At 61.5% G+C, this 18,073-nt stretch carries 16 protein-coding genes; 5 read left to right on the top strand and 11 right to left on the bottom strand.

All coding sequences use genetic code 11. The annotated features are described in order from the left end of the window. Positions 1-114: 114 nt before the first annotated feature. The 11 genes from purH to gcbA all read right to left on the bottom strand — a co-directional run bounded on the left by purH (position 115) and on the right by gcbA (position 13,750). Positions 115-1,722, bottom strand: a complete 1,608-nt coding sequence (gene purH / locus CAF63_RS12320; RefSeq protein ID WP_085684962.1) for a bifunctional phosphoribosylaminoimidazolecarboxamide formyltransferase/IMP cyclohydrolase — start codon at positions 1,720-1,722, stop codon at positions 115-117. Positions 1,723-1,805: 83 nt separating this feature from the next. Then, the gene (fis, locus tag CAF63_RS12315; protein ID WP_002555375.1) at positions 1,806-2,126 is read right to left on the bottom strand and encodes a DNA-binding transcriptional regulator Fis; all 321 of its coding nucleotides are present in this window, start codon (positions 2,124-2,126) and stop codon (positions 1,806-1,808) included. After that, the gene (gene dusB, locus CAF63_RS12310; RefSeq protein ID WP_085684959.1) at positions 2,123-3,133 is read right to left on the bottom strand and encodes a tRNA dihydrouridine synthase DusB; all 1,011 of its coding nucleotides are present in this window, start codon (positions 3,131-3,133) and stop codon (positions 2,123-2,125) included. Before dusB ends, fis begins: the two co-directional genes overlap by 4 nt. A 185-nt stretch (positions 3,134-3,318) precedes the next feature. Further along, complete coding sequence (locus CAF63_RS12305) at positions 3,319-4,584, bottom strand: DUF3426 domain-containing protein (RefSeq protein ID WP_085684956.1); 1,266 nt, start codon at positions 4,582-4,584, stop codon at positions 3,319-3,321. 30 nt (positions 4,585-4,614) lie between these two features. After that, on the bottom strand, positions 4,615-5,493 hold the full coding sequence (gene prmA / locus CAF63_RS12300) for a 50S ribosomal protein L11 methyltransferase (protein ID WP_085684952.1): 879 nt from the start codon (positions 5,491-5,493) through the stop codon (positions 4,615-4,617). Positions 5,494-5,728: 235 nt separating this feature from the next. Next, positions 5,729-7,087 (bottom strand): acetyl-CoA carboxylase biotin carboxylase subunit, encoded by a 1,359-nt coding sequence (accC, locus tag CAF63_RS12295; RefSeq protein ID WP_085684949.1) that lies wholly within the window; start codon positions 7,085-7,087, stop codon positions 5,729-5,731. Between the two features lie 17 nt (positions 7,088-7,104). Further along, positions 7,105-7,569: an acetyl-CoA carboxylase biotin carboxyl carrier protein gene (gene accB, locus CAF63_RS12290; RefSeq protein ID WP_024164417.1), complete on the bottom strand. Its 465-nt coding sequence runs from the start codon at positions 7,567-7,569 to the stop codon at positions 7,105-7,107. 24 nt (positions 7,570-7,593) lie between these two features. Continuing rightward, positions 7,594-8,049, bottom strand: a complete 456-nt coding sequence (gene aroQ, locus CAF63_RS12285; RefSeq protein ID WP_007951022.1) for a type II 3-dehydroquinate dehydratase — start codon at positions 8,047-8,049, stop codon at positions 7,594-7,596. 132 nt (positions 8,050-8,181) lie between these two features. Next, positions 8,182-9,939 (bottom strand): protein-disulfide reductase DsbD, encoded by a 1,758-nt coding sequence (locus tag CAF63_RS12280; protein WP_085684946.1) that lies wholly within the window; start codon positions 9,937-9,939, stop codon positions 8,182-8,184. A 143-nt stretch (positions 9,940-10,082) separates the two neighbouring features. Beyond that, on the bottom strand, positions 10,083-11,126 hold the full coding sequence (locus CAF63_RS29240; protein WP_371807403.1) for a methyl-accepting chemotaxis protein: 1,044 nt from the start codon (positions 11,124-11,126) through the stop codon (positions 10,083-10,085). Between the two features lie 953 nt (positions 11,127-12,079). Continuing rightward, positions 12,080-13,750, bottom strand: coding sequence for a diguanylate cyclase GcbA (gcbA, locus tag CAF63_RS12270; RefSeq protein WP_085609200.1), 1,671 nt, complete (start codon positions 13,748-13,750; stop codon positions 12,080-12,082). A gap of 324 nt (positions 13,751-14,074) precedes the next feature. Here gcbA and CAF63_RS12265 point away from each other — a divergent pair, with 324 nt between their 5' ends. The 5 genes from CAF63_RS12265 to CAF63_RS12245 all read left to right on the top strand — a co-directional run bounded on the left by CAF63_RS12265 (position 14,075) and on the right by CAF63_RS12245 (position 17,901). Next, the gene (locus CAF63_RS12265; RefSeq protein ID WP_085684940.1) at positions 14,075-15,025 is read left to right on the top strand and encodes a DUF2515 family protein; all 951 of its coding nucleotides are present in this window, start codon (positions 14,075-14,077) and stop codon (positions 15,023-15,025) included. Between the two features lie 73 nt (positions 15,026-15,098). Then, on the top strand, positions 15,099-15,575 hold the full coding sequence (locus CAF63_RS12260; protein ID WP_085684937.1) for a hypothetical protein: 477 nt from the start codon (positions 15,099-15,101) through the stop codon (positions 15,573-15,575). A gap of 139 nt (positions 15,576-15,714) precedes the next feature. Next, on the top strand, positions 15,715-16,782 hold the full coding sequence (locus tag CAF63_RS12255) for a DUF2333 family protein (protein ID WP_085684934.1): 1,068 nt from the start codon (positions 15,715-15,717) through the stop codon (positions 16,780-16,782). 3 nt (positions 16,783-16,785) lie between these two features. Then, a complete protein-coding gene (locus CAF63_RS12250; protein WP_085684931.1) occupies positions 16,786-17,343 on the top strand; it encodes an NUDIX hydrolase in 558 nt (185 codons plus the stop codon). 186 nt (positions 17,344-17,529) lie between these two features. Continuing rightward, complete coding sequence (locus CAF63_RS12245; RefSeq protein ID WP_064379228.1) at positions 17,530-17,901, top strand: translation initiation factor Sui1; 372 nt, start codon at positions 17,530-17,532, stop codon at positions 17,899-17,901. The last annotated feature ends 172 nt before the right edge of the window (positions 17,902-18,073 follow it).

The raw sequence follows: 18,073 nt of genomic DNA, 5'->3' as shown, positions 1-18,073 counted from the left end.
GGGGCGCTTTTCTGTGGGAGCGAGCTTGCTCGCGAAAGCGGATTTTCAGTCACATCTGAATTGAATGTGCCGCCGTCTTCGCGAGCAAGCTCGCTCCCACAGTGGATCGTGTACTTAGTGACGGAAGTGGCGCATGCCGGTGAATACCATCGCGATGCCGGCTTCATCAGCAGCAGCAATCACCTCGGCATCACGCATCGAGCCACCTGGCTGGATCACCGCAGTGATACCGACCTTGGCCGCATTGTCCAGACCGTCGCGGAACGGGAAGAACGCGTCCGACGCCATCACCGAGCCGGCCACTTGCAGACCGGCGTGCTCAGCCTTGATCGCGGCGATACGCGCCGAGTTCACGCGGCTCATCTGACCGGCGCCGACACCGATGGTCTGACGGTTCTTGGCGTAGACGATGGCGTTGGATTTGACGAACTTGGCCACTTTCCAGGCGAAGATCAGGTCGTGGACTTCCTGTTCGGTCGGGGCGCGCTTGGTCACCACTTTCAGGTCGTCGGCGCCGATCATGCCGATGTCGCGGCTCTGTACCAGCAGGCCGCCGTTGACGCGCTTGTAGTCCCAGGCCGGAACTCGATCCGCCGACCATTCGCCGCAGGCCAGCAGGCGCACATTGGCCTTGGCAGCAACGATGGCACGGGCTTCTTCGCTGACGCTTGGCGCGATGATCACTTCAACGAACTGACGCTCGACGATCGCCTTGGCGGTCTCGGCATCCAGTTCACGGTTGAAGGCGATGATGCCGCCGAATGCCGATTCGGTGTCAGTGGCGTAGGCCAGTTCGTAGGCCTGACGGATACCGCCTTCGGCGTCCGGGCTTACGGCCACGCCGCACGGGTTGGCGTGCTTGACGATCACGCAGGCCGGTTTGACGAAACTCTTCACGCATTCCAGCGCGGCGTCGGTGTCGGCCACGTTGTTGTACGACAGTTCCTTGCCTTGCAATTGGGTGGCGGTGGCGATGCCGACTTCGGCAGGCTTGGCCTCAACGTAGAACGCCGCGCTCTGGTGCGGGTTTTCGCCGTAGCGCATTTCCTGGGCCTTGATGAACTGGCTGTTGAAGGTGCGCGGGAATTCGCTGCGACCTTCAGTGCTGAGGGTGTCAGCGGCCTGGTTCACAGTGCCCATGTAGTTGGCGATCATGCCGTCGTAGGCGGCGGTGTGTTCGAACGCCTTGAGCATCAGGTCGAAACGCTGAGCGTAGGTCAGGCCGCCGGCCTTGAGGTTTTCCAGGACGTTGGCGTAATCGCTGGCATTCACCACGATGGCCACGTCTTTGTGGTTTTTCGCCGCCGAACGGACCATGGTCGGACCGCCGATGTCGATGTTCTCGATGGCGGTCGGCAGGTCGCAGCCTGGCTTGCTGATGGTGGCTTCGAACGGGTACAGGTTGACGGCCACCAGATCGATCGGCTTGATGCCGTGCTCGTTCATGATGGCGTCGTCGATACCGCGACGACCGAGGATCCCGCCGTGGATTTTCGGGTGCAGGGTTTTCACCCGACCGTCCATCATTTCTGCGAAACCGGTGTAATCCGCGACTTCCACTGCGGCAACACCGTTGTCGCGCAGCAGCTTGAACGTCCCGCCGGTGGAGAGGATCTCGACGCCCAGAGCTTCGAGCTCTTTGGCGAATTCGAGGATCCCGGTCTTGTCGGAAACGCTGATCAAGGCGCGGCGGATCGGCAGGCGGGTAGTCTGGTCGGTCATCTCAATTTCCATCAAAAGCAAGGGAAGTCAGCAAAAAAGGCGACCGTTTTTTACGCGGGCGCCTTTCTGGTTTGATTGAATGCTTACAGCAGATCGTACTGCTTGAGTTTCTTGCGCAGCGTGCCGCGGTTCAGTCCGAGCAGCTCGCTGGCCTTGGTCTGGTTGCCCTTGACGTAGTTCATCACGCTTTCGAGCAGGGGAGCCTCGACTTCGGAGAGCACCAGGTTGTACACGTCCGTGACGGACGCGCCCTCAAGGTGGGCGAAATAATTGTGCAGCGCCTTCTCGACACTCCCGCGAAGGGTCTGGCCTTCTTCGCTCGGGGTATTGAGGTGCTGTTTCAAATTCACGTTGTCGCTCACGGGTGTTGTTCCACTCACTAAAGTCTCGGTCATCATCGTCATGCGGCCACCCCTTTTTCGTCCCCTGTCAGGCTCTTGTAACGTTCGGCGAAGAACTCCCGAACGTTGGCGCATTGTGTTTCCGTACCATCCAAACGATTGAAGTGGGCGCGAAATTCCCTGGCGCCCGGCAAGGTTGCGAGATACCAGCCCACATGCTTGCGGGCAATTCGCACACCCATCACGTCCCCATAGAAGGCGTGAAGGGCGGCCAGATGCTCAAGCAGAATGCGTTCCACCTCGATCAGCTCCGGCGCCGGCAGTTTTTCGCCGGTACGCAGGAAGTGTTCGATCTCTCGAAAAATCCATGGCCGCCCCTGGGCAGCCCGGCCGATCAACAGGCCGTCGGCACCGGTCGCGTCGAGCACGTAGCGGGCCTTTTCCGGCGATACGATGTCGCCGTTGGCAAAGACCGGAATCGACACCGCCTGCTTGATCGCGGCAATGGTGTCGTACTCGGCTTCGCCGGTGTACAGGTCGGCGCGGGTACGGCCATGCACCGCCAGCGCCGTGATCCCGGCCTGCTCGGCGATCTTCGCCACGGTCAGGCCGTTCTTGTTGTCGCGATCCCATCCGGTGCGGATCTTCAGGGTCACCGGCACATCAACTGCCGCCACGACGGCGTGCAGGATCTCGGTAACCAGTGCCTCATCCTTCAACAACGCGGAGCCGGCGGCCTTGTTGCAGACCTTCTTCGCCGGGCAACCCATGTTGATATCAATAATCTGTGCGCCCAGCTCGACGTTAGCCCGGGCCGCATCCGCCAGCATCTGCGCGTCGCCACCGGCGATCTGCACCGAGCGTGGCTCGGGATCGCCCTCGTGGATCATGCGCATGCGCGACTTGCGGGTGTTCCACAGGCTCATGTCACTGGTGACCATTTCCGAGACTACAAGCCCTGCGCCCAAACGCTTGCACAGCTGACGAAAGGGCTGGTCGGTGACGCCCGCCATCGGGGCGAGGATCAAGCCGTTCTGCAATGTATATGGGCCGATGCGTACCGCCGACATAGGACTTCCCTGAAGTGGGGCCGGATCATGAGAGTTCGAAAAAGGGTTGGCATGATACCCGCTCTCGATGACTGGATAAAGGCTGAATTGAACAAAATCTGAACAGTTATTCTGTTATTACCGCCGGTTTGGTCGTGTGCTGTGCAGTCAGAAAACTGCCGTCAATCCGGGAGCGGTGAAGCGTTTCACTCGGGCGAGTGAAAACTCAGGCTGTAGTTCACGGCTTTCGGGCCTGGATCGAGAATGTCCAGGGCGATGTGAATCGGCGTCTGCGGCGGCATTTCCGCCATGCCTTCGAGGTCGCCGTTGAGGTATTCGCCGGGTTTGAAGCGACGACTGGCGATCAGGTGACCGTTGAGGTCGGCGAAGCGCAGCTCCAGCAGCGGAAACGGCTGCGAGAACGGCGCGCGGTTATAGATGATCGCGTCCACTACCAGCGCTCCGCTGAATTCCGGGTGGCTGCGCACCACCAGGTTGCTGCTCTTGATCTTGGCGATATCGACCTTGGACGGCACTGTGCAGCCGACTTGCGGGCACAGTTGCTGGAACCACGGCCGGTATTGATCCTGGCGAGCCAGTTCATCGAAGTGATAGGCGATGTATTGTCCGCCCAGGCCGGCGGCGGCCAGCGCGATCAGCAACAGCCAGAGCAGGCGACGGCCCCATGGCGAGCGGCGTTTCTGCCAGTCCAGTTGCAGCGGGTCGTCGGTCAGGTCCTGCAAGGCTTCGGCGCGAACGCTGGATTCGACGCGTTCACGCTTTTTGCGTGCAGGTTCGATCAGTGGCAGTTCGTCGTCGACGTCATCGCTGGCCGACAGGCGTTCGCGGCGGGCATTCGGGTCGATTGGATCGTGCAGGCGCAGTTGCGGGATAGGTGGTTCGTCATCGAGATCCACCGGCTCCAGCGACAGCGAGGGTTCGGTGCGTTCCGGTCGGACCGGCTCGGGCTCGACGGCGTCGGGTTCCTCTTCGACTTCCGGTGCACGCTCATCCGCCGGTTCGCTGAACAGGCTGTCCGGCCACGTCGTGTCTTCCGGTTCGTGGCTGTCGCGGCGAGCGCTCAGGGCGTCTTCGCGTGGGCGGCCGAACTCGGTGGTCGGCTGGATTTCCCGTTGCTCGAGGCGAGCCAGTTCTTCGTCCAGATCCAGACTGTCCAGATCCAGCTCGGCGGCGCTCCATTGCTTCTGGCTGATGGCGCGCGGTTGGGTCGTTTCGACGATGGCCGGTGGTTCGGCAGGTGTCGGCTCGCTGACCGGCGGCTCGCTGGTTAACGGTGCCACCGGCGTGACCGCTTCCTTGCCTGCGTGTTGCTCCAGCAATTGCCTGGCGGCATTGAACACTTGCAGGCAGGAGCCGCAACGAACCACCCCGCGGGCCACGCTCAATTGAGCGTGGCTGACGCGGAAACTGGTTTGGCAATGCGGGCACTGGGTGACGAAGCTGTCGGTCATGCGGCGATCCGGATTGAGCAGGCGGTCATTCTAGCGCCGACGGCCGGTGATGCGCACCCAGCCATCACGATTGGCGATCGGGTCAAGATCGAAGTCCTGCGCGTAGGCGGCAGCGACTTCCTCACCTTGTTCGGCGAGGATCCCGGACAGTGCCAGACGCCCGCCGGACTTGACCAGGCCGGACAGTTGCGGGGCCAGGGAAACCAGCGGGCCGGCCAGAATGTTGGCCACCAGCACGTCGGCTTTGACCTGCGGCAGGTCTTCCGGCAGGTACAGCGGGAACAATTCGTCAGCGATGTTGTTGCGCCCGGCGTTGTCGCGGGAGGCCTCGAGTGCCTGCACGTCGATGTCGGTGCCCACGGCTTCTTTCGCGCCGAGCAGCAGGGCGGCAATCGCCAGAATCCCCGAGCCGCAGCCGAAGTCCAGCACGTTGCAGTCTTTCAGGTCCTGGCCGTCCAGCCATTCCAGGCACAGGGCGGTGGTAGGGTGAGTGCCGGTGCCGAATGCCAGGCCCGGGTCCAGCAACAGGTTGACCGCGTCCGGCTCCGGTGCGGCGTGCCAGCTCGGCACGATCCACAGGCGCTGGCCGAAACGCATCGGCTGGAAACCATCCATCCAGCTGCGTTCCCAGTCCTGGTCTTCGATCACTTCGCTGTGGTGCTCGGGCAGCGGGCTGCCGGTCAGCAGTTCCAGATGGGCCAGTACCGGGGCGGCTTCGGTGCCGCCCTCGAACAGGGCCAGCAGGTGGGTGTGTGCCCACAGCGGGGTGGTATTGAGTTCCGGTTCGAAGATCGGCTGATCTTCGGCGTCCATGAAGGTCACCGAAACGGCGCCCACTTCAAGGAAAGCGTCTTCGTAGGTTTCGGCTTGTTCCGGGCTGATGGCGAGTCTTACTTGCAGCCAAGGCATGGCGGGCACCTGTGAAAAAGATTGATTGCAGCCTAGCGGCCTGCGAGAAGCGCGCAAGTTTACGCGAGCTCAAAGCTTTTGTGGGAGCGAGCTTGCTCGCGAAAGCAGATTGCCAGTCACTTTGATGCTGACTGATGCGCCGCCTTCGCGAGCAAGCCCGTTCCCACAGGTTTTTTGCAATCTCCAGAAACAACAAAGCCGCCCGAAGGCGGCTTTGTCTGGTGCGGGCTGAAGCTTAGTGCTTCTCGCCAGCCAGCTTGTGCTCGAGGTAATGAATGTTCACACCCCCTTTGCAGAAGCCTTCGTCGCGGGTCAGATCACGGTGCAGCGGGATGTTGGTCTTGATCCCGTCGACCACGATTTCGTCCAGGGCATTGCGCATGCGGGCCATGGCTTCGTCGCGGGTCGCGCCGTAAGTGATCAGCTTGCCGATCAGCGAGTCGTAGTTCGGCGGAACGGCATAACCGCTGTACAGGTGCGAATCGACGCGAACGCCGTTGCCGCCTGGAGCGTGGAAATGCTTGACCGTACCCGGGCTCGGCATGAAGGTGCGAGGGTCTTCGGCGTTGATCCGGCATTCCAGCGCGTGACCACGGATGACCACGTCTTCCTGACGAATCGACAGCTTGTTGCCAGCGGCGATGCTCAGCATCTCCTTGACGATGTCGACGCCGGTGACCATTTCCGAAACCGGGTGCTCTACCTGAACACGAGTGTTCATCTCGATGAAGTAGAAGCGACCGTTCTCGTACAGGAACTCGAAAGTGCCTGCGCCACGGTAGCCGATATCGATGCACGCCTGAACGCAGCGAGCGAAGACTTCCTGGCGAGCCTTCTCGTCGATGCCCGGTGCCGGCGCTTCTTCGAGAACTTTCTGGTGACGGCGTTGCAGCGAGCAATCGCGGTCGCCCAGATGGATGGCGTTGCCCTGGCCGTCGGACAGAACCTGCACTTCGACGTGACGCGGGTTGGTCAGGAATTTTTCCAGATAGACCATCGGGTTGCCGAACGCCGCGCCAGCTTCGGAGCGGGTCAGTTTCGCCGAGGCGATCAGGTCTTCTTCCTTGTGCACCACGCGCATGCCGCGACCACCACCGCCGCCAGCGGCCTTGATGATCACCGGATAGCCGACTTCACGACCGATGCGCAGTGCCGTTTCCTCGTCTTCCGGCAGCGGGCCGTCGGAACCAGGAACGGTTGGCACGCCCGCTTCGATCATCGCGTGCTTGGCCGATACCTTGTCGCCCATCAGGCGAATGGTCTCGGCTTTCGGGCCGATGAAAGCGAAGCCGGAGTTTTCGACCTGCTCGGCGAAATCAGCGTTTTCCGCGAGGAAACCGTAGCCTGGGTGAATGGCGGTAGCGCCAGTCACTTCGGCGGCAGCGATGATGGCCGGGATGTGCAGGTAGGACTGAGCGGCAGAAGCCGGGCCGATGCAGACGGATTCGTCTGCCAGACCCAGGTGCATCAGCTCTTTATCGGCCTTGGAGTAAACGGCGACGGTCTTGATGCCCATCTCTTTGCAGGCACGCAGAATCCGCAGGGCGATCTCACCGCGGTTAGCGATCAGAACTTTTTCCAACTTCGCAGTCATCAAAGGCTCTCCGCAGTTCAAACGATGGTGAACAGCGGTTGGTCGTACTCAACCGGCTGGCCGTCTTCGACGAGGATGGACTCGATCACACCGCTGGTTTCAGCTTCGATGTGGTTCATCATCTTCATGGCTTCGACGATGCACAGGGTGTCGCCTTTCTTCACGGTCTGGCCGACTTCAACGAAGGCTGGCGAGGTTGGCGAGGATTTGCGATAGAAGGTGCCGACCATCGGCGAACGGGCAACGGTGCCGTTCAGCGCTGGAGCAGCAGCGGCAGCAGGAGCTGCTGCAGCAACCGGAGCGGCAGCGGCGGCAGGTGCAGCGGCCGGAGCCTGCATCGGAGCCGGTGCGTAGTACTGCTGCGCCGGGGTCTTGCTGTGACGGCTGATGCGTACGGACTCTTCGCCTTCCTTGATCTCGAGCTCGTCGATGCCGGACTCTTCCAGCAATTCGATCAGTTTCTTAACTTTACGGATATCCATGAATCATCAACTCCCAAGGGTCGGTCAGGGGCGTATAGCTTGTTGTTCAAGCTGCTCTAGTGCAGCCTCCAGGGCCAGTCGGTAACCGCTGGCGCCAAGGCCGCAGATCACTCCTACCGCTACGTCGGAGAAGTAGGAGTGATGGCGGAAAGGTTCGCGTTTGTGCACGTTGGACAAATGCACTTCGATGAATGGGATGCTCACTCCCAGCAGCGCGTCACGTAATGCGACACTTGTGTGTGTAAATGCCGCCGGGTTGATCAGAATGAAGTCCACGCCCTCGCCACGTGCGGCGTGGATGCGGTCGATCAATTCGTACTCGGCGTTGCTTTGCAGATACAGCAGATGATGGCCGGCTTCACGGGCGCGGCGTTCCAGATCCTGATTGATCTGCGCCAGGGTGGTCGACCCGTAGGTCCCGGGTTCCCGGGTGCCGAGCAGGTTCAGGTTGGGGCCGTGCAGCACCAGTAGCGTTGCCATCTGCGTGTTCCTTGTTATGAGTGAGCCTTCGTCAGAACCCGGCGACTATGCCGCAAAGACTTTGTGACTGTCCAGTTCTCTGCAATAGCCAGCACGATGTCCGATGTTTGCGCAAAATATGTGACTGACTGATTAAATCCGGTCATTCGCTTTGGCGACACGTTCGGCGAAGTCGCTGGCGTTGATCTCGCCGATCACCCGCACATCGCGACGTTCCACCCCGTCCTTGCCGAAGAACATCAGCGCCGGTGGTCCAAACAGACTGTAGCGGTCGAGCAGGGTGCGCTGTTCGGCATTGCTCGCGGTGATATCGAAGCGGATCAGTCGATAACCCTTGAGCCGATCCACGACCGTGGCGTCATTGAGGACTTCGTGTTCGATGACTTTGCAGCTGATGCACCAGTCGGCGTACCAGTCGAGCAGCAGCGGGGTGCCGGCGGTTTTCGCTTCGAGCAGCACCCGATCCAGTTCTGCCGGGGTGCTGACGGTCTGCCACGAACCGCTGTTTTGCGCGGTCGAGCCGCTGTCGGCAAGGCGTGCCGGGGCTATTGGATTCAGCGGGTCGGTCTGCCCGCTGAACGCGCCGTACCAGCAGGCCAGCGCATAAAACAGCAGAAACATGCCGAGCAGTTGGCCGAGGCGTTTGCGCGGCGGCTTGTAGACGAATTCCAGCGCGCCGAGGAACAGGCCGACGCCACCGGCCAGCAAGCCGATCAGCAGCAAAGTGATCTGTCCCGGCAACACCCGGCTGAGCAAACCGATCGCCAGCCCGAGCAGCAACACGCCGATGCCGTTCTTCACGTACATCATCCACGGCCCGCTTTTCGGCAGCCACGCTGCGCCGCCGGTGGCCACCAGCAATAGCGGCGCGCCCATGCCCAGCCCGAGCATGAACAGCTTCAGGCCGCCGCCCAGCGCATCACCGCTGGCGCTTATATAAAGCAGCGCGCCGGCCAGCGGTGCGGAAACACACGGCGATACCAGCAGACTCGACACCACACCCAATACCGCCGCGCCCCACAGCGAGCCACCTTCGGTGCGCCCGGCGATCCGGTCGAGGCGGCTGCTGATGAAGTGCGGCAGTTTCAGCTCGAACACGCCGAACATCGCCAGCGCGAACACCGCAAAGAACATCGCGAACGGCACCAGTACCCACGCCGATTGCAGTCGTGCCTGCAGATTCAGTTGCGCACCGAACAGCCCCATCAATGCGCCGAGCAGCGCGAAGCACGCGGCCATCGGCAGCACATAAGCCAGGGAAAGGTTAAAGCCGCGCAAACCGCCGACCTGCCCGCGCAACACCACGCCGGACAGAATCGGCAGCATCGGCAATACACACGGCGTGAAGGTCAGGCCCAGGCCCGCCAGGAAGAACAGCGCCAGATCACGCCAGTCCCAACCCGTCACCGGAGCGGACGCGTCATTTGCCGCTGCGTTGCCCTCGATGCTCAGGCGTTCGGTTTCCGGTGGGTAGCACAAACCCTTGTCGGCACAGCCCTGATAGGTGACGGCCAGCGTGAACGCCCGGGAATCATTACGCGGCAGTTCCACGTCGAGAATGCCGTGGTAGACCTCGACGTCGCCGAAGTACTCGTCGTGCTTCTGTTCGCCTTGGGGTAGCTGTGCGGCGCCAAGTTTCACCTCGGCAGGCTCGGCACGAAACTGGAAGCGATGGCGGTAGAGGTAATAGCCTTCGGTGGCGACGAAGCGCAGTTTGACCGATTGCGGCGTGCTCTCGACCAGGCTCAGTTGAAAGGCTTCGCGCACCGGCAGGAAATCGGCGCTGTTGTTGACCGAGCCCAGCGTGGCGCTGGGTTTGCTGTCGAACAGACCGGCGGCGCCGGCCGGCAGGGCGAAGACGAAAAACAGCAGGCAGAGCAGACGGCGCATGACAATCTCGCGAATCAAAGATGCGGGAATGATAGCGGACGGAGTGCCGATTGGCAGGTTCTTGCTTTGACTCGTCTGGCCCCATCGCGAGCAGGTGGGTATGCATTCAATGTGGGAGCGAGCCTGCTCGCGATAGCCATCTGTCAGACGCGAAAGGCTTGCACGGCGGTGTGCAGCTGACCGCCCAGCAACAGCAGGTTCTCGCCTTGCTCGCGGCCCTGGCCGATGCGCAGCAGATTGTCACCGCCCAACTGATGAATCCGTTCGCTGTGATCGCGGATCTCGCTGACGGCACCGCTCTGTTGCGCGGTGATGTCGGCGATGCGGACGGCGGTGTCGGAGATGGTCTGGATCGCGCCGACAATCTTGTCCAGTGCCCCGTCCGCCGATTGCGCCTGATTGGCCGTGGCCTCGGCGTGTTCGACCTGCGCGCGCATGCCCTCGACCGATTGCCTTGCGGCGGTTTGCAGGCCGGCGATCAGGGTCTGGATTTCTGCCGTGGCGCCGGCGGTGCGTTGCGCCAGCGAGCGCACTTCCTCGGCCACCACGGCGAATCCGCGACCCATTTCTCCGGCGCGGGCGGCTTCGATCGCCGCGTTGAGCGCCAGCAGGTTGGTCTGGTCGGCAATCGAGCGGATCACCGTCAGCACGCCGCCGATGGTTGCCGACTCTTCGGCCAGGTGTTCGATCATTTGCGCATTGCCCTGCACTTCGCCAACCAGCGCGTGCAGGCCGGTGAGACTCTGGCCGATCACCTGTTGCCCGTGTTCGACGGCCAGTCCGGCATGGCGACTGGCGTCGGCGGCCTGGCGCGCATCGCCGGCCACTTGCTGGATGGTCGCTTCCAGTTCGCCGAGGGAATCACGGATCAGCGCGGTATCGCCGGCCTGATGTTCGGCGCCGCTGTGCAAGTCATTGCTCAGTTCGGCGAGGGTGCGGCTGCTGCCGGCCACTTGCTCGGCATTGCCGCGAATGGTCCCGACCAGATCCACCAGATAGGCGCGCAGGCGATTGAGCGAGGCTTCGATGTCGTGCAGTTCGCGGTTGGTTTTTCCCAGATGAATGTCGCGGCTGAAGTCGCCTTCGGCCCAGGTCGACAGCGCCGGCGCGAGGTTGGTCAGGGTGCGGGCGAGGCGTCGTTGCAGGGTGTCGATCAGCAGCGCGATCAGCAGAATCAGGCCGATCATCACGCCTTGCATCAGCCTTACTTCGCCCTGGATCTGCCCGTGCTGGGCGCGCACCACCGGTTCGAGACCGGCGATGGCTTGCTGCACGGCGGCAATTTTCTGGTGGGTCGCGGTGCTCAGGTCGGTGCGTTTCTGGATCTGCTCGCGGGTGCGCGCCAGCTCCGCCGGGTAACGGCCGAGCAAACTGTTGAGCTCGCGTTTGAGGCCGACGCCGGCGTCTTCGGCAGCGGCTTTTTCCGTGCTTTCGATGCCCATCAGCGCGGCGAAGTCGTCGCTGCCGGATTCACTGCGGGCGACCACGCCGAGCAAGGGCAGGGCGTCGATTGTCTGGGCCTGGGCGCGGATGTTGCTGACTTCGCGCTCGACATCGGCGGCCAGTTCACTGCGCCCGCTGCTGACCAGTTTGTCCCGGGCCAGCGACAGTTTGCCCAGATGTTGAGAGGCGACCAGCAGGGGTGTCAGGTAAGTCGCATCGCCGCCGGCGTAGGTGCTGAGTTGATCGAGGCTGGCGCTCAATTCGCGCTCGGCCTGCAGCAGCAGCGCCTGTGGATCGCCGGCCAGTTTGCCGGCGGCCAGCAAGTCGGTCTTGCTGAATTCGTCGAGGCCGGTGAGGCTCGGGCGCAAGGTGTCGGCCAGCGCCGGCGGCAGCTCGCCGAGTTCTTTCTGCAACTGATCGATGGCCTGACTGGCGCTGCTCAGACGCAGGGCGTCGCCGCTGGCGAGGTAATCCTCGACGTTGCGTGCCACGTCATTCTGAAATTGCTGCGACAGTCCCAGATAACGCTCCATCAACAGATACGGGCGTTCCAGGGCTTTTTGCGACCACCACAGCGTGGCGCCGAGGGCCACGCAGACGGCGACCAGCAACAGAGTATTAAGATTGGTGAGCAACTTCAGGCGCATGACGGCTACCAACGGCAGAACGGTAAGCGCCTGAATTTATTGCGGTTCTATTACAGGGTTATGACCGATTGAGTCGAATCCGATGAAAAAGTGGCACTTTGCTTTGAGTCGCGCGCGGTCTGCACCCGATTGCGTCCTTCGCCCTTGGCACGGTACAGCGCCTCGTCGGCCTGGCTGGCCATCATCAGGCTGTCGGAGTCGTCGTGCATCTCCACCACGCCGGCGCTGAAGGTGCACCACAGATCCTGCGGCTGGGCCGGATAGTGAATCTCGGCAAAGCGCTGGCGGATTTCGTCGAGCACTTTGTGCGCCGCTTCTATATCGGTGTCGGGCATGACGATGGCGAATTCCTCGCCGCCGTAACGGCCGATGAAGTCGGTCTTGCGCAGACGCTGCTTGAGGAACAGCGCCAGGCTCTTGATCACCCGGTCGCCCATGGGATGGCCGTGGCTGTCGTTGACCCGCTTGAAGTGGTCGATGTCGAGCATGGCAAAGCTCAACGGCTTGTTCTCGCGGCGGGCGCGGAACGAGCAGTCTTCGAGCAATTGCAGAATGTGCGTGTGGTTGTACAGGCCGGTGAGGCTGTCGCGGACCATCCGTGCTTTCAGGTTACGCGCACGGGCGGCGCGGTTGCGCACCGTTGTAATCAGGTGGCGCGGCTTGATCGGCTTGGTCAGGAAGTCGTCGCCGCCCTCGCTCATGGCGTCGAGCTGTTTGTCCAGATCGTCTTCGGCCGACAGGTAAATGATCGGCACGCTGACGTAACGATCGTTGTGGCGGATGACCTTGGCCAACTCGGTGCCGGTGCAGGCCGGCATGTACATGTCGAGGATGATCAGGTCTGGCTGGAAGTCCGCCAGCTCGGCCATCGCTTGAATCGGTTCGATCAGGGTGCGGGTGACGATCCCGGCGCTGTTGAGCAGGCGTTCGGTGTGCAGGGCCTGGGCGCGGGAGTCGTCGATGATCAGCACTTTATAGGGTTCGTACTGAGCGACGCAGGTCAGGACTTCGATTTTTTCCAGCAGGCTCGAGGCTTCGAGGGTGCCGGTGAGGAATTCCTGGCCACCGGCGCGCACCGCCGCGAGGCGGGTCGGGGTGTCGGTTTCGTGCAGGCTGAAGAACAGCAGCGGCAGCGGTTCTTCCAGGCCTTGCTGGGCTTCGGCGGCGAGTTTCAGGCCGACGCCGGCGCCGCTGAAATCCACGTCCATGACGATCGCGGCCGGTAGGCGCTCGACCATCGAGGAGCGAAACGCCGACACGCTGTCCAGCGCCTGGGCGCTCAGACCGAAAAACTCCAGCTGCTTGGCCAGCCGCTCGGCGCGGTCGTGATCCTGCAGCATCACGTAGATCGGTTTACGCAGGGGCGGCAGGAAAGTTTGATCGAGCTGATCGCCATGGCGCAGGCCGGTGCGCGACAAGCGCTGCATCAAACGGTTGAGATCGGTGATCAGGCCGCTGCTCAGGCGTCCGCGATTGGCGTCCACCGCTTCCAGCGACTGGCTGATGTGGCGGGCCAGCTGCGTGTGTTCGGGCTGTTCGAAACGCTCGGCAAAACGTAGCAGGCGCAGATTGGCTTCGCTCAGTTCGGCGAGATCAGCTGTGGACCACTCACTGCGTTGCAGGCGCTGCCATATCTCAAGAATCTGACGTGCCTGATGAATTACCCGCTGGGCAAAATGGTGCTTGAGGCGCTCACGGCTGGGATCTTCTGGCTCGGTCATATCCTGACTACTAGTTAGGCTGCATGCTGAGATCGACTGGTGGCTCTATGCTAGCACCTCTTTTCCCTTACATGAGTGTCGTACGTCAATAATCTGCGGTGCGTCACCATTCAGTTTGTGACCAGCTGGTTTCGCGTTGGACTTGTATGTCAATCAAATGCCCGTGAACTGGGCGCTTCAGGACGTTTCCCATGGGTTATGAGGAAGCTTCCATGGGGTGAGCGGGCTTCGTCTGTCAGGACTTTCTGATTTTTCCCCACGCCGGTTTCGAGAGGGTTTGAACTGGTAGGGTCAGGGAAACCCCTACGAGAAATCTGCCCGGACATGACCCAGTGTTTCAACGAACACCCCACTGATGCTCTGCGCCTGAATCACCCCACCACGCCCGTTGCCGACTGTGAATGTAAAGAAGATATGCTGTACGGCGAACGGATGCGGGTGACAGAGGTGCCTGTGTTGACTTGCCAGTGCGTTTGGCGCGCCTATCAACGCGAAGCCGAGAAAATCGTCGCCCCTGATGGCGTGTTGATTTCAGATCCCGTGCAACGCAATCGGGCGATCAACGCCGCCTATGCGCGGCTGTGGATGCATGACTCGCGATTCCAGTGGGCAGGGCTCGCGGCGTTCGTGTCCAGGCAGGTGGGCAGTGGATTGCTGCATGCCGCGGGCAGTGTCGAGCAGATCCGCCAGGAGCATGAGGCGCAGCAACAGTGCCGGCACGTGTACGACATGATGGCGATGGGCAACACCACACTGTTTCTCGATGTCTATCCGCTGCATCAGTTTTACGCGGTGCGTGGGTTGGAGGAGTTGAAGAAGTGCCTGGGTGCCCGGGAAGGCATTTATGGGAATATAAAGTTTCCTGTGCTTTGGCCCGCAGGACAGAAAACGCTCCCGTTTGGGAAGGCTTTTGACCAGGTTCTCAAAGCCTTCGAGGCGATAGAAGCAGGGAACACTGTCGCAAGTGTGGAGCATCTGGCATGGCACGAGCAGCGAAACATCCTTCAGCCGAGCATCTACGAAAACCGCCAGTTGGTGATGTTGTTGCGCAGCAACCATTTTTCCTGCGTGACCGGTTTTCCTTCGGGTGTGACCCAGGCCATCGAGTTGACCCTCACCGATTTTGGCAGCAACCCGCTGGCGGACTTGTCCGATATCGATCAGCGGATGGAGTTTGTCCTTCGGGCTGCAGCTCGCTTTGACCAGATGCTCAACGACAGCAACAGGGACGCAGTGGCGCAATCCATCCGTGAGATCGCCATGGAGGGCGCTTGATGCGCTTGTGTTACTGGCGGCACGAAATCGCTTGCATGATGGGCTCCGTTGAGTGGCAGCGCGAGGGGCAGCGATGAGGCTGGTTCATCATTCGCACCTGACCGAGAGCGAGCGCCCGCATGTCTACCCGGTGGATCAGGCACTGGAACAGGTTTGTAAAGTGCTGCTGGAGCGCAAGCTTCTCGAAGGTATTGATCAATTAAGGGCAGGCCTGATGATCAATCTGGACAGCGAGGTACTGGAACAGATCGAGCGTGGCGAATGGCTGCTGCTCAGGCCCGAGGCCGATTACGGTGAGTGGCCCACCTTCCGGCCGGCCTTTGATCAGGCGGTACTGGATCTGATGAACAATCCACCCGCCCAGCCAACCCGAACGCCCCGAATCTATCGTCTGGTCGACAGCATGACCGGCGAGCCATTGCCACAGCAGGCCTACATTGCAACGGTCGATGGCGTTCCCATCCAGCGCCGGACCGATGCCGGGGGTATCGCCCATCTGTTCCTGGCGGATGACGTCCGGCAGATTTCCATGAGAATTTTCAACGTCTGAAGGAGGGCGTCTATCCTTTGGTTCACTGGCGACGTCCGGTTGTTTTTCTCCGGGTCCGCAATCGCGGGTGCCGGGTCGAGGCACGTTGTTGTATGGTTGTGGTCGAACCGTTGAACCCAAGTTTTGAAAGGATATCGCCATGCTGGACTGGAAGAACCGCGCGGGCAGCGCGCCTGAACGTGCCGCCGAGCCGAAGTCGGCAGCGCGCAGTTATGTTGGCGGGCTGTTGTTCAGTCGCGCGCTGGCCACGCTGGTCGCCATTTACCTGTTGGTGACCATCGGCCTGGGCTGGTACTGGAGCCAGGAGCCCGCCTTGTTTCCCGTGGCGCAGAACGCTCAGGTTGCCGCCGAGAAAGAAGGCAAGCAGATGGTGGTCGGCTACACCACCGTCGAAACCCTGAAAACCGTTGCCGGCACCTTGCTGGACAAACCGGGTGGCTACATTTCCAACGACCGTTTCCCGCCGGGCCTGTGGATGGACAACATGCCGAGCTGGGAATACGGCGTGCTGGTGCAAGTGCGCGATCTGACCCGTGCCCTGCGCAAGGACTTCGCCCGTTCGCAGTCGCAATCGGCTGAAGACGCCGACCTGGCCAAGGCCGAGCCGCGCTTCAACTTCGACAACAAGAGCTGGATCCTGCCGTCCAGCGAGTCGGAATATCAGGAAGGCATCAATTCCCTGAGCCGTTATCAGGCGCGTCTGTCCGACCCGACTCAGAAGAACGCACTGTTCTATGCCCGCGCCGACAATCTGAACAACTGGCTGGGCGATGTGGGGACCCGTCTCGGTTCGCTGTCGCAACGTCTTTCGGCCAGCGTTGGCCGGGTCAAGCTCAACACCGCGCTGAAAACCGAAGTGCCGGCGGTGGGTGAAGTGCCGCAGGTCGATGAGGAAGTGGTGGAAACCCCGTGGATGCAGATCGACAACGTGTTCTATGAAGCCCGCGGCCAGGCCTGGGCCCTGTCGCACCTGCTGCGCGCCATCGAGGTCGATTTCGCCGATGTGCTGGCGAAGAAGAACGCAACCGTCAGCGTGCGTCAGATCATTCGTGAGCTGGAGGCGTCTCAGGAGCCGGTCTGGAGCCCGATGATCCTCAATGGCAGCGGCTTCGGTGTGCTGGCCAACCACTCGCTGGTCATGGCCAACTATATTTCCCGGGCCAACGCCGCCGTGATCGATTTGCGTCAACTGCTCAATCAGGGCTGAGTCATGGACGAGAGCGCCAAAGAGGCGGCCCATCGCGCCGCCTCCGATGCCGAACAGATCGCCTGGGTCGACGAGCAGGACAACCTGCTCGGCGCCCTGGTGCGCTCCGACCTGCGCGAGCGCGGGCTGATCGGCCGTGGCACCTACATCATGCTGTTCAACTCGGCCGGTGAACTCTGCGTGCATCGGCGTACGTTGAGCAAAGCCATTTATCCCGGTTACTGGGACGTGGCGGCGGGCGGCATGGTGCAGGCGAACGAGACCTACGCCGAGTCGGCGGCCCGTGAGCTGGAAGAAGAGTTGGGAGTGAGCGGTGTCGAGCTGACGGCCCACGACCATTTCTACTTCGAAGACACCGGCAATCGACTGTGGTGTTCGGCGTTTTCGGCGGTGTGGGACGGGCCGCTGATCCTGCAGCCTGAAGAAGTGCTCGAAGCGCGCTTCATTCCGGTCGCTCAGGTCATGGAGGAAATCAGGCAAAAGCCTTATTGCCCGGACTCTCTGGCGGCGCTGAAGCGCTATCTGAGGGCTCAGCAAAGCGACGTCGCAAAGAACACATAAATTGGCGCCGATTGGCACTTAGCAATCGGCGTTTTTGCCGTTACACTGCGCGACCTTTTCAAGCTGTGCCGGCCTGCTTACAGGATCAATCGGCACAGTAGCGCTGCCCCTGCCTGAGTGGGGCTTCGCGGTCGATAGCCTTGCCCAAGGCTGCGATCAGTCTTTGTCCTCCCGAGAGGATTGCCGGTGGCCAAAAAAGCCGCATCCTTCGCCGCCCTGGGCGGCCTGGTATTTTCCACCGACGCAGGTCGTCATTGCCCGGAATGCAGCAAGCCGGTGGACGCCTGTATCTGCAAGCAAACCGTGATCCCGGCCGGCGACGGCATTGCCCGCGTTCGCCGCGAGAGCAAGGGCCGTGGCGGCAAGACGGTGACCACCATCACCGGCGTGCCCCTGGCCGAAGACGCGCTCAAGGAGCTGGCGACAACGTTGAAGAAACGTTGCGGCACCGGTGGCGCGCTGAAAGACGGGGTCATCGAGATTCAGGGCGACCATGTCGAGCTGCTTCTGGCCGAGTTGGTCAAGCACGGGTTCAAGGCGAAGAAGTCCGGCGGCTAGCAGCCTCTGTGAAACCCACCGGCGGCTTGATTCAGCTCCAGAGTCCCTGGGTCTGACGTCGTTTCCATGGTTTTCACAGAGCCTGTTCATGAACGGTTTCTAAACTCAACGCTGTCAGCGCGGTCTACCGCCCCGCTGACGAACCGTCATTTTCATTCTTTAGACTGCGCCG

Source organism: Pseudomonas sp. B20(2017) (assembly GCF_002113125.1).
Taxonomy (GTDB): Bacteria; Pseudomonadota; Gammaproteobacteria; order Pseudomonadales; family Pseudomonadaceae; genus Aquipseudomonas.
Note: the sequence above shows the minus strand (reverse complement) of the source record. Positions and strands in the feature narration are given on the sequence as shown.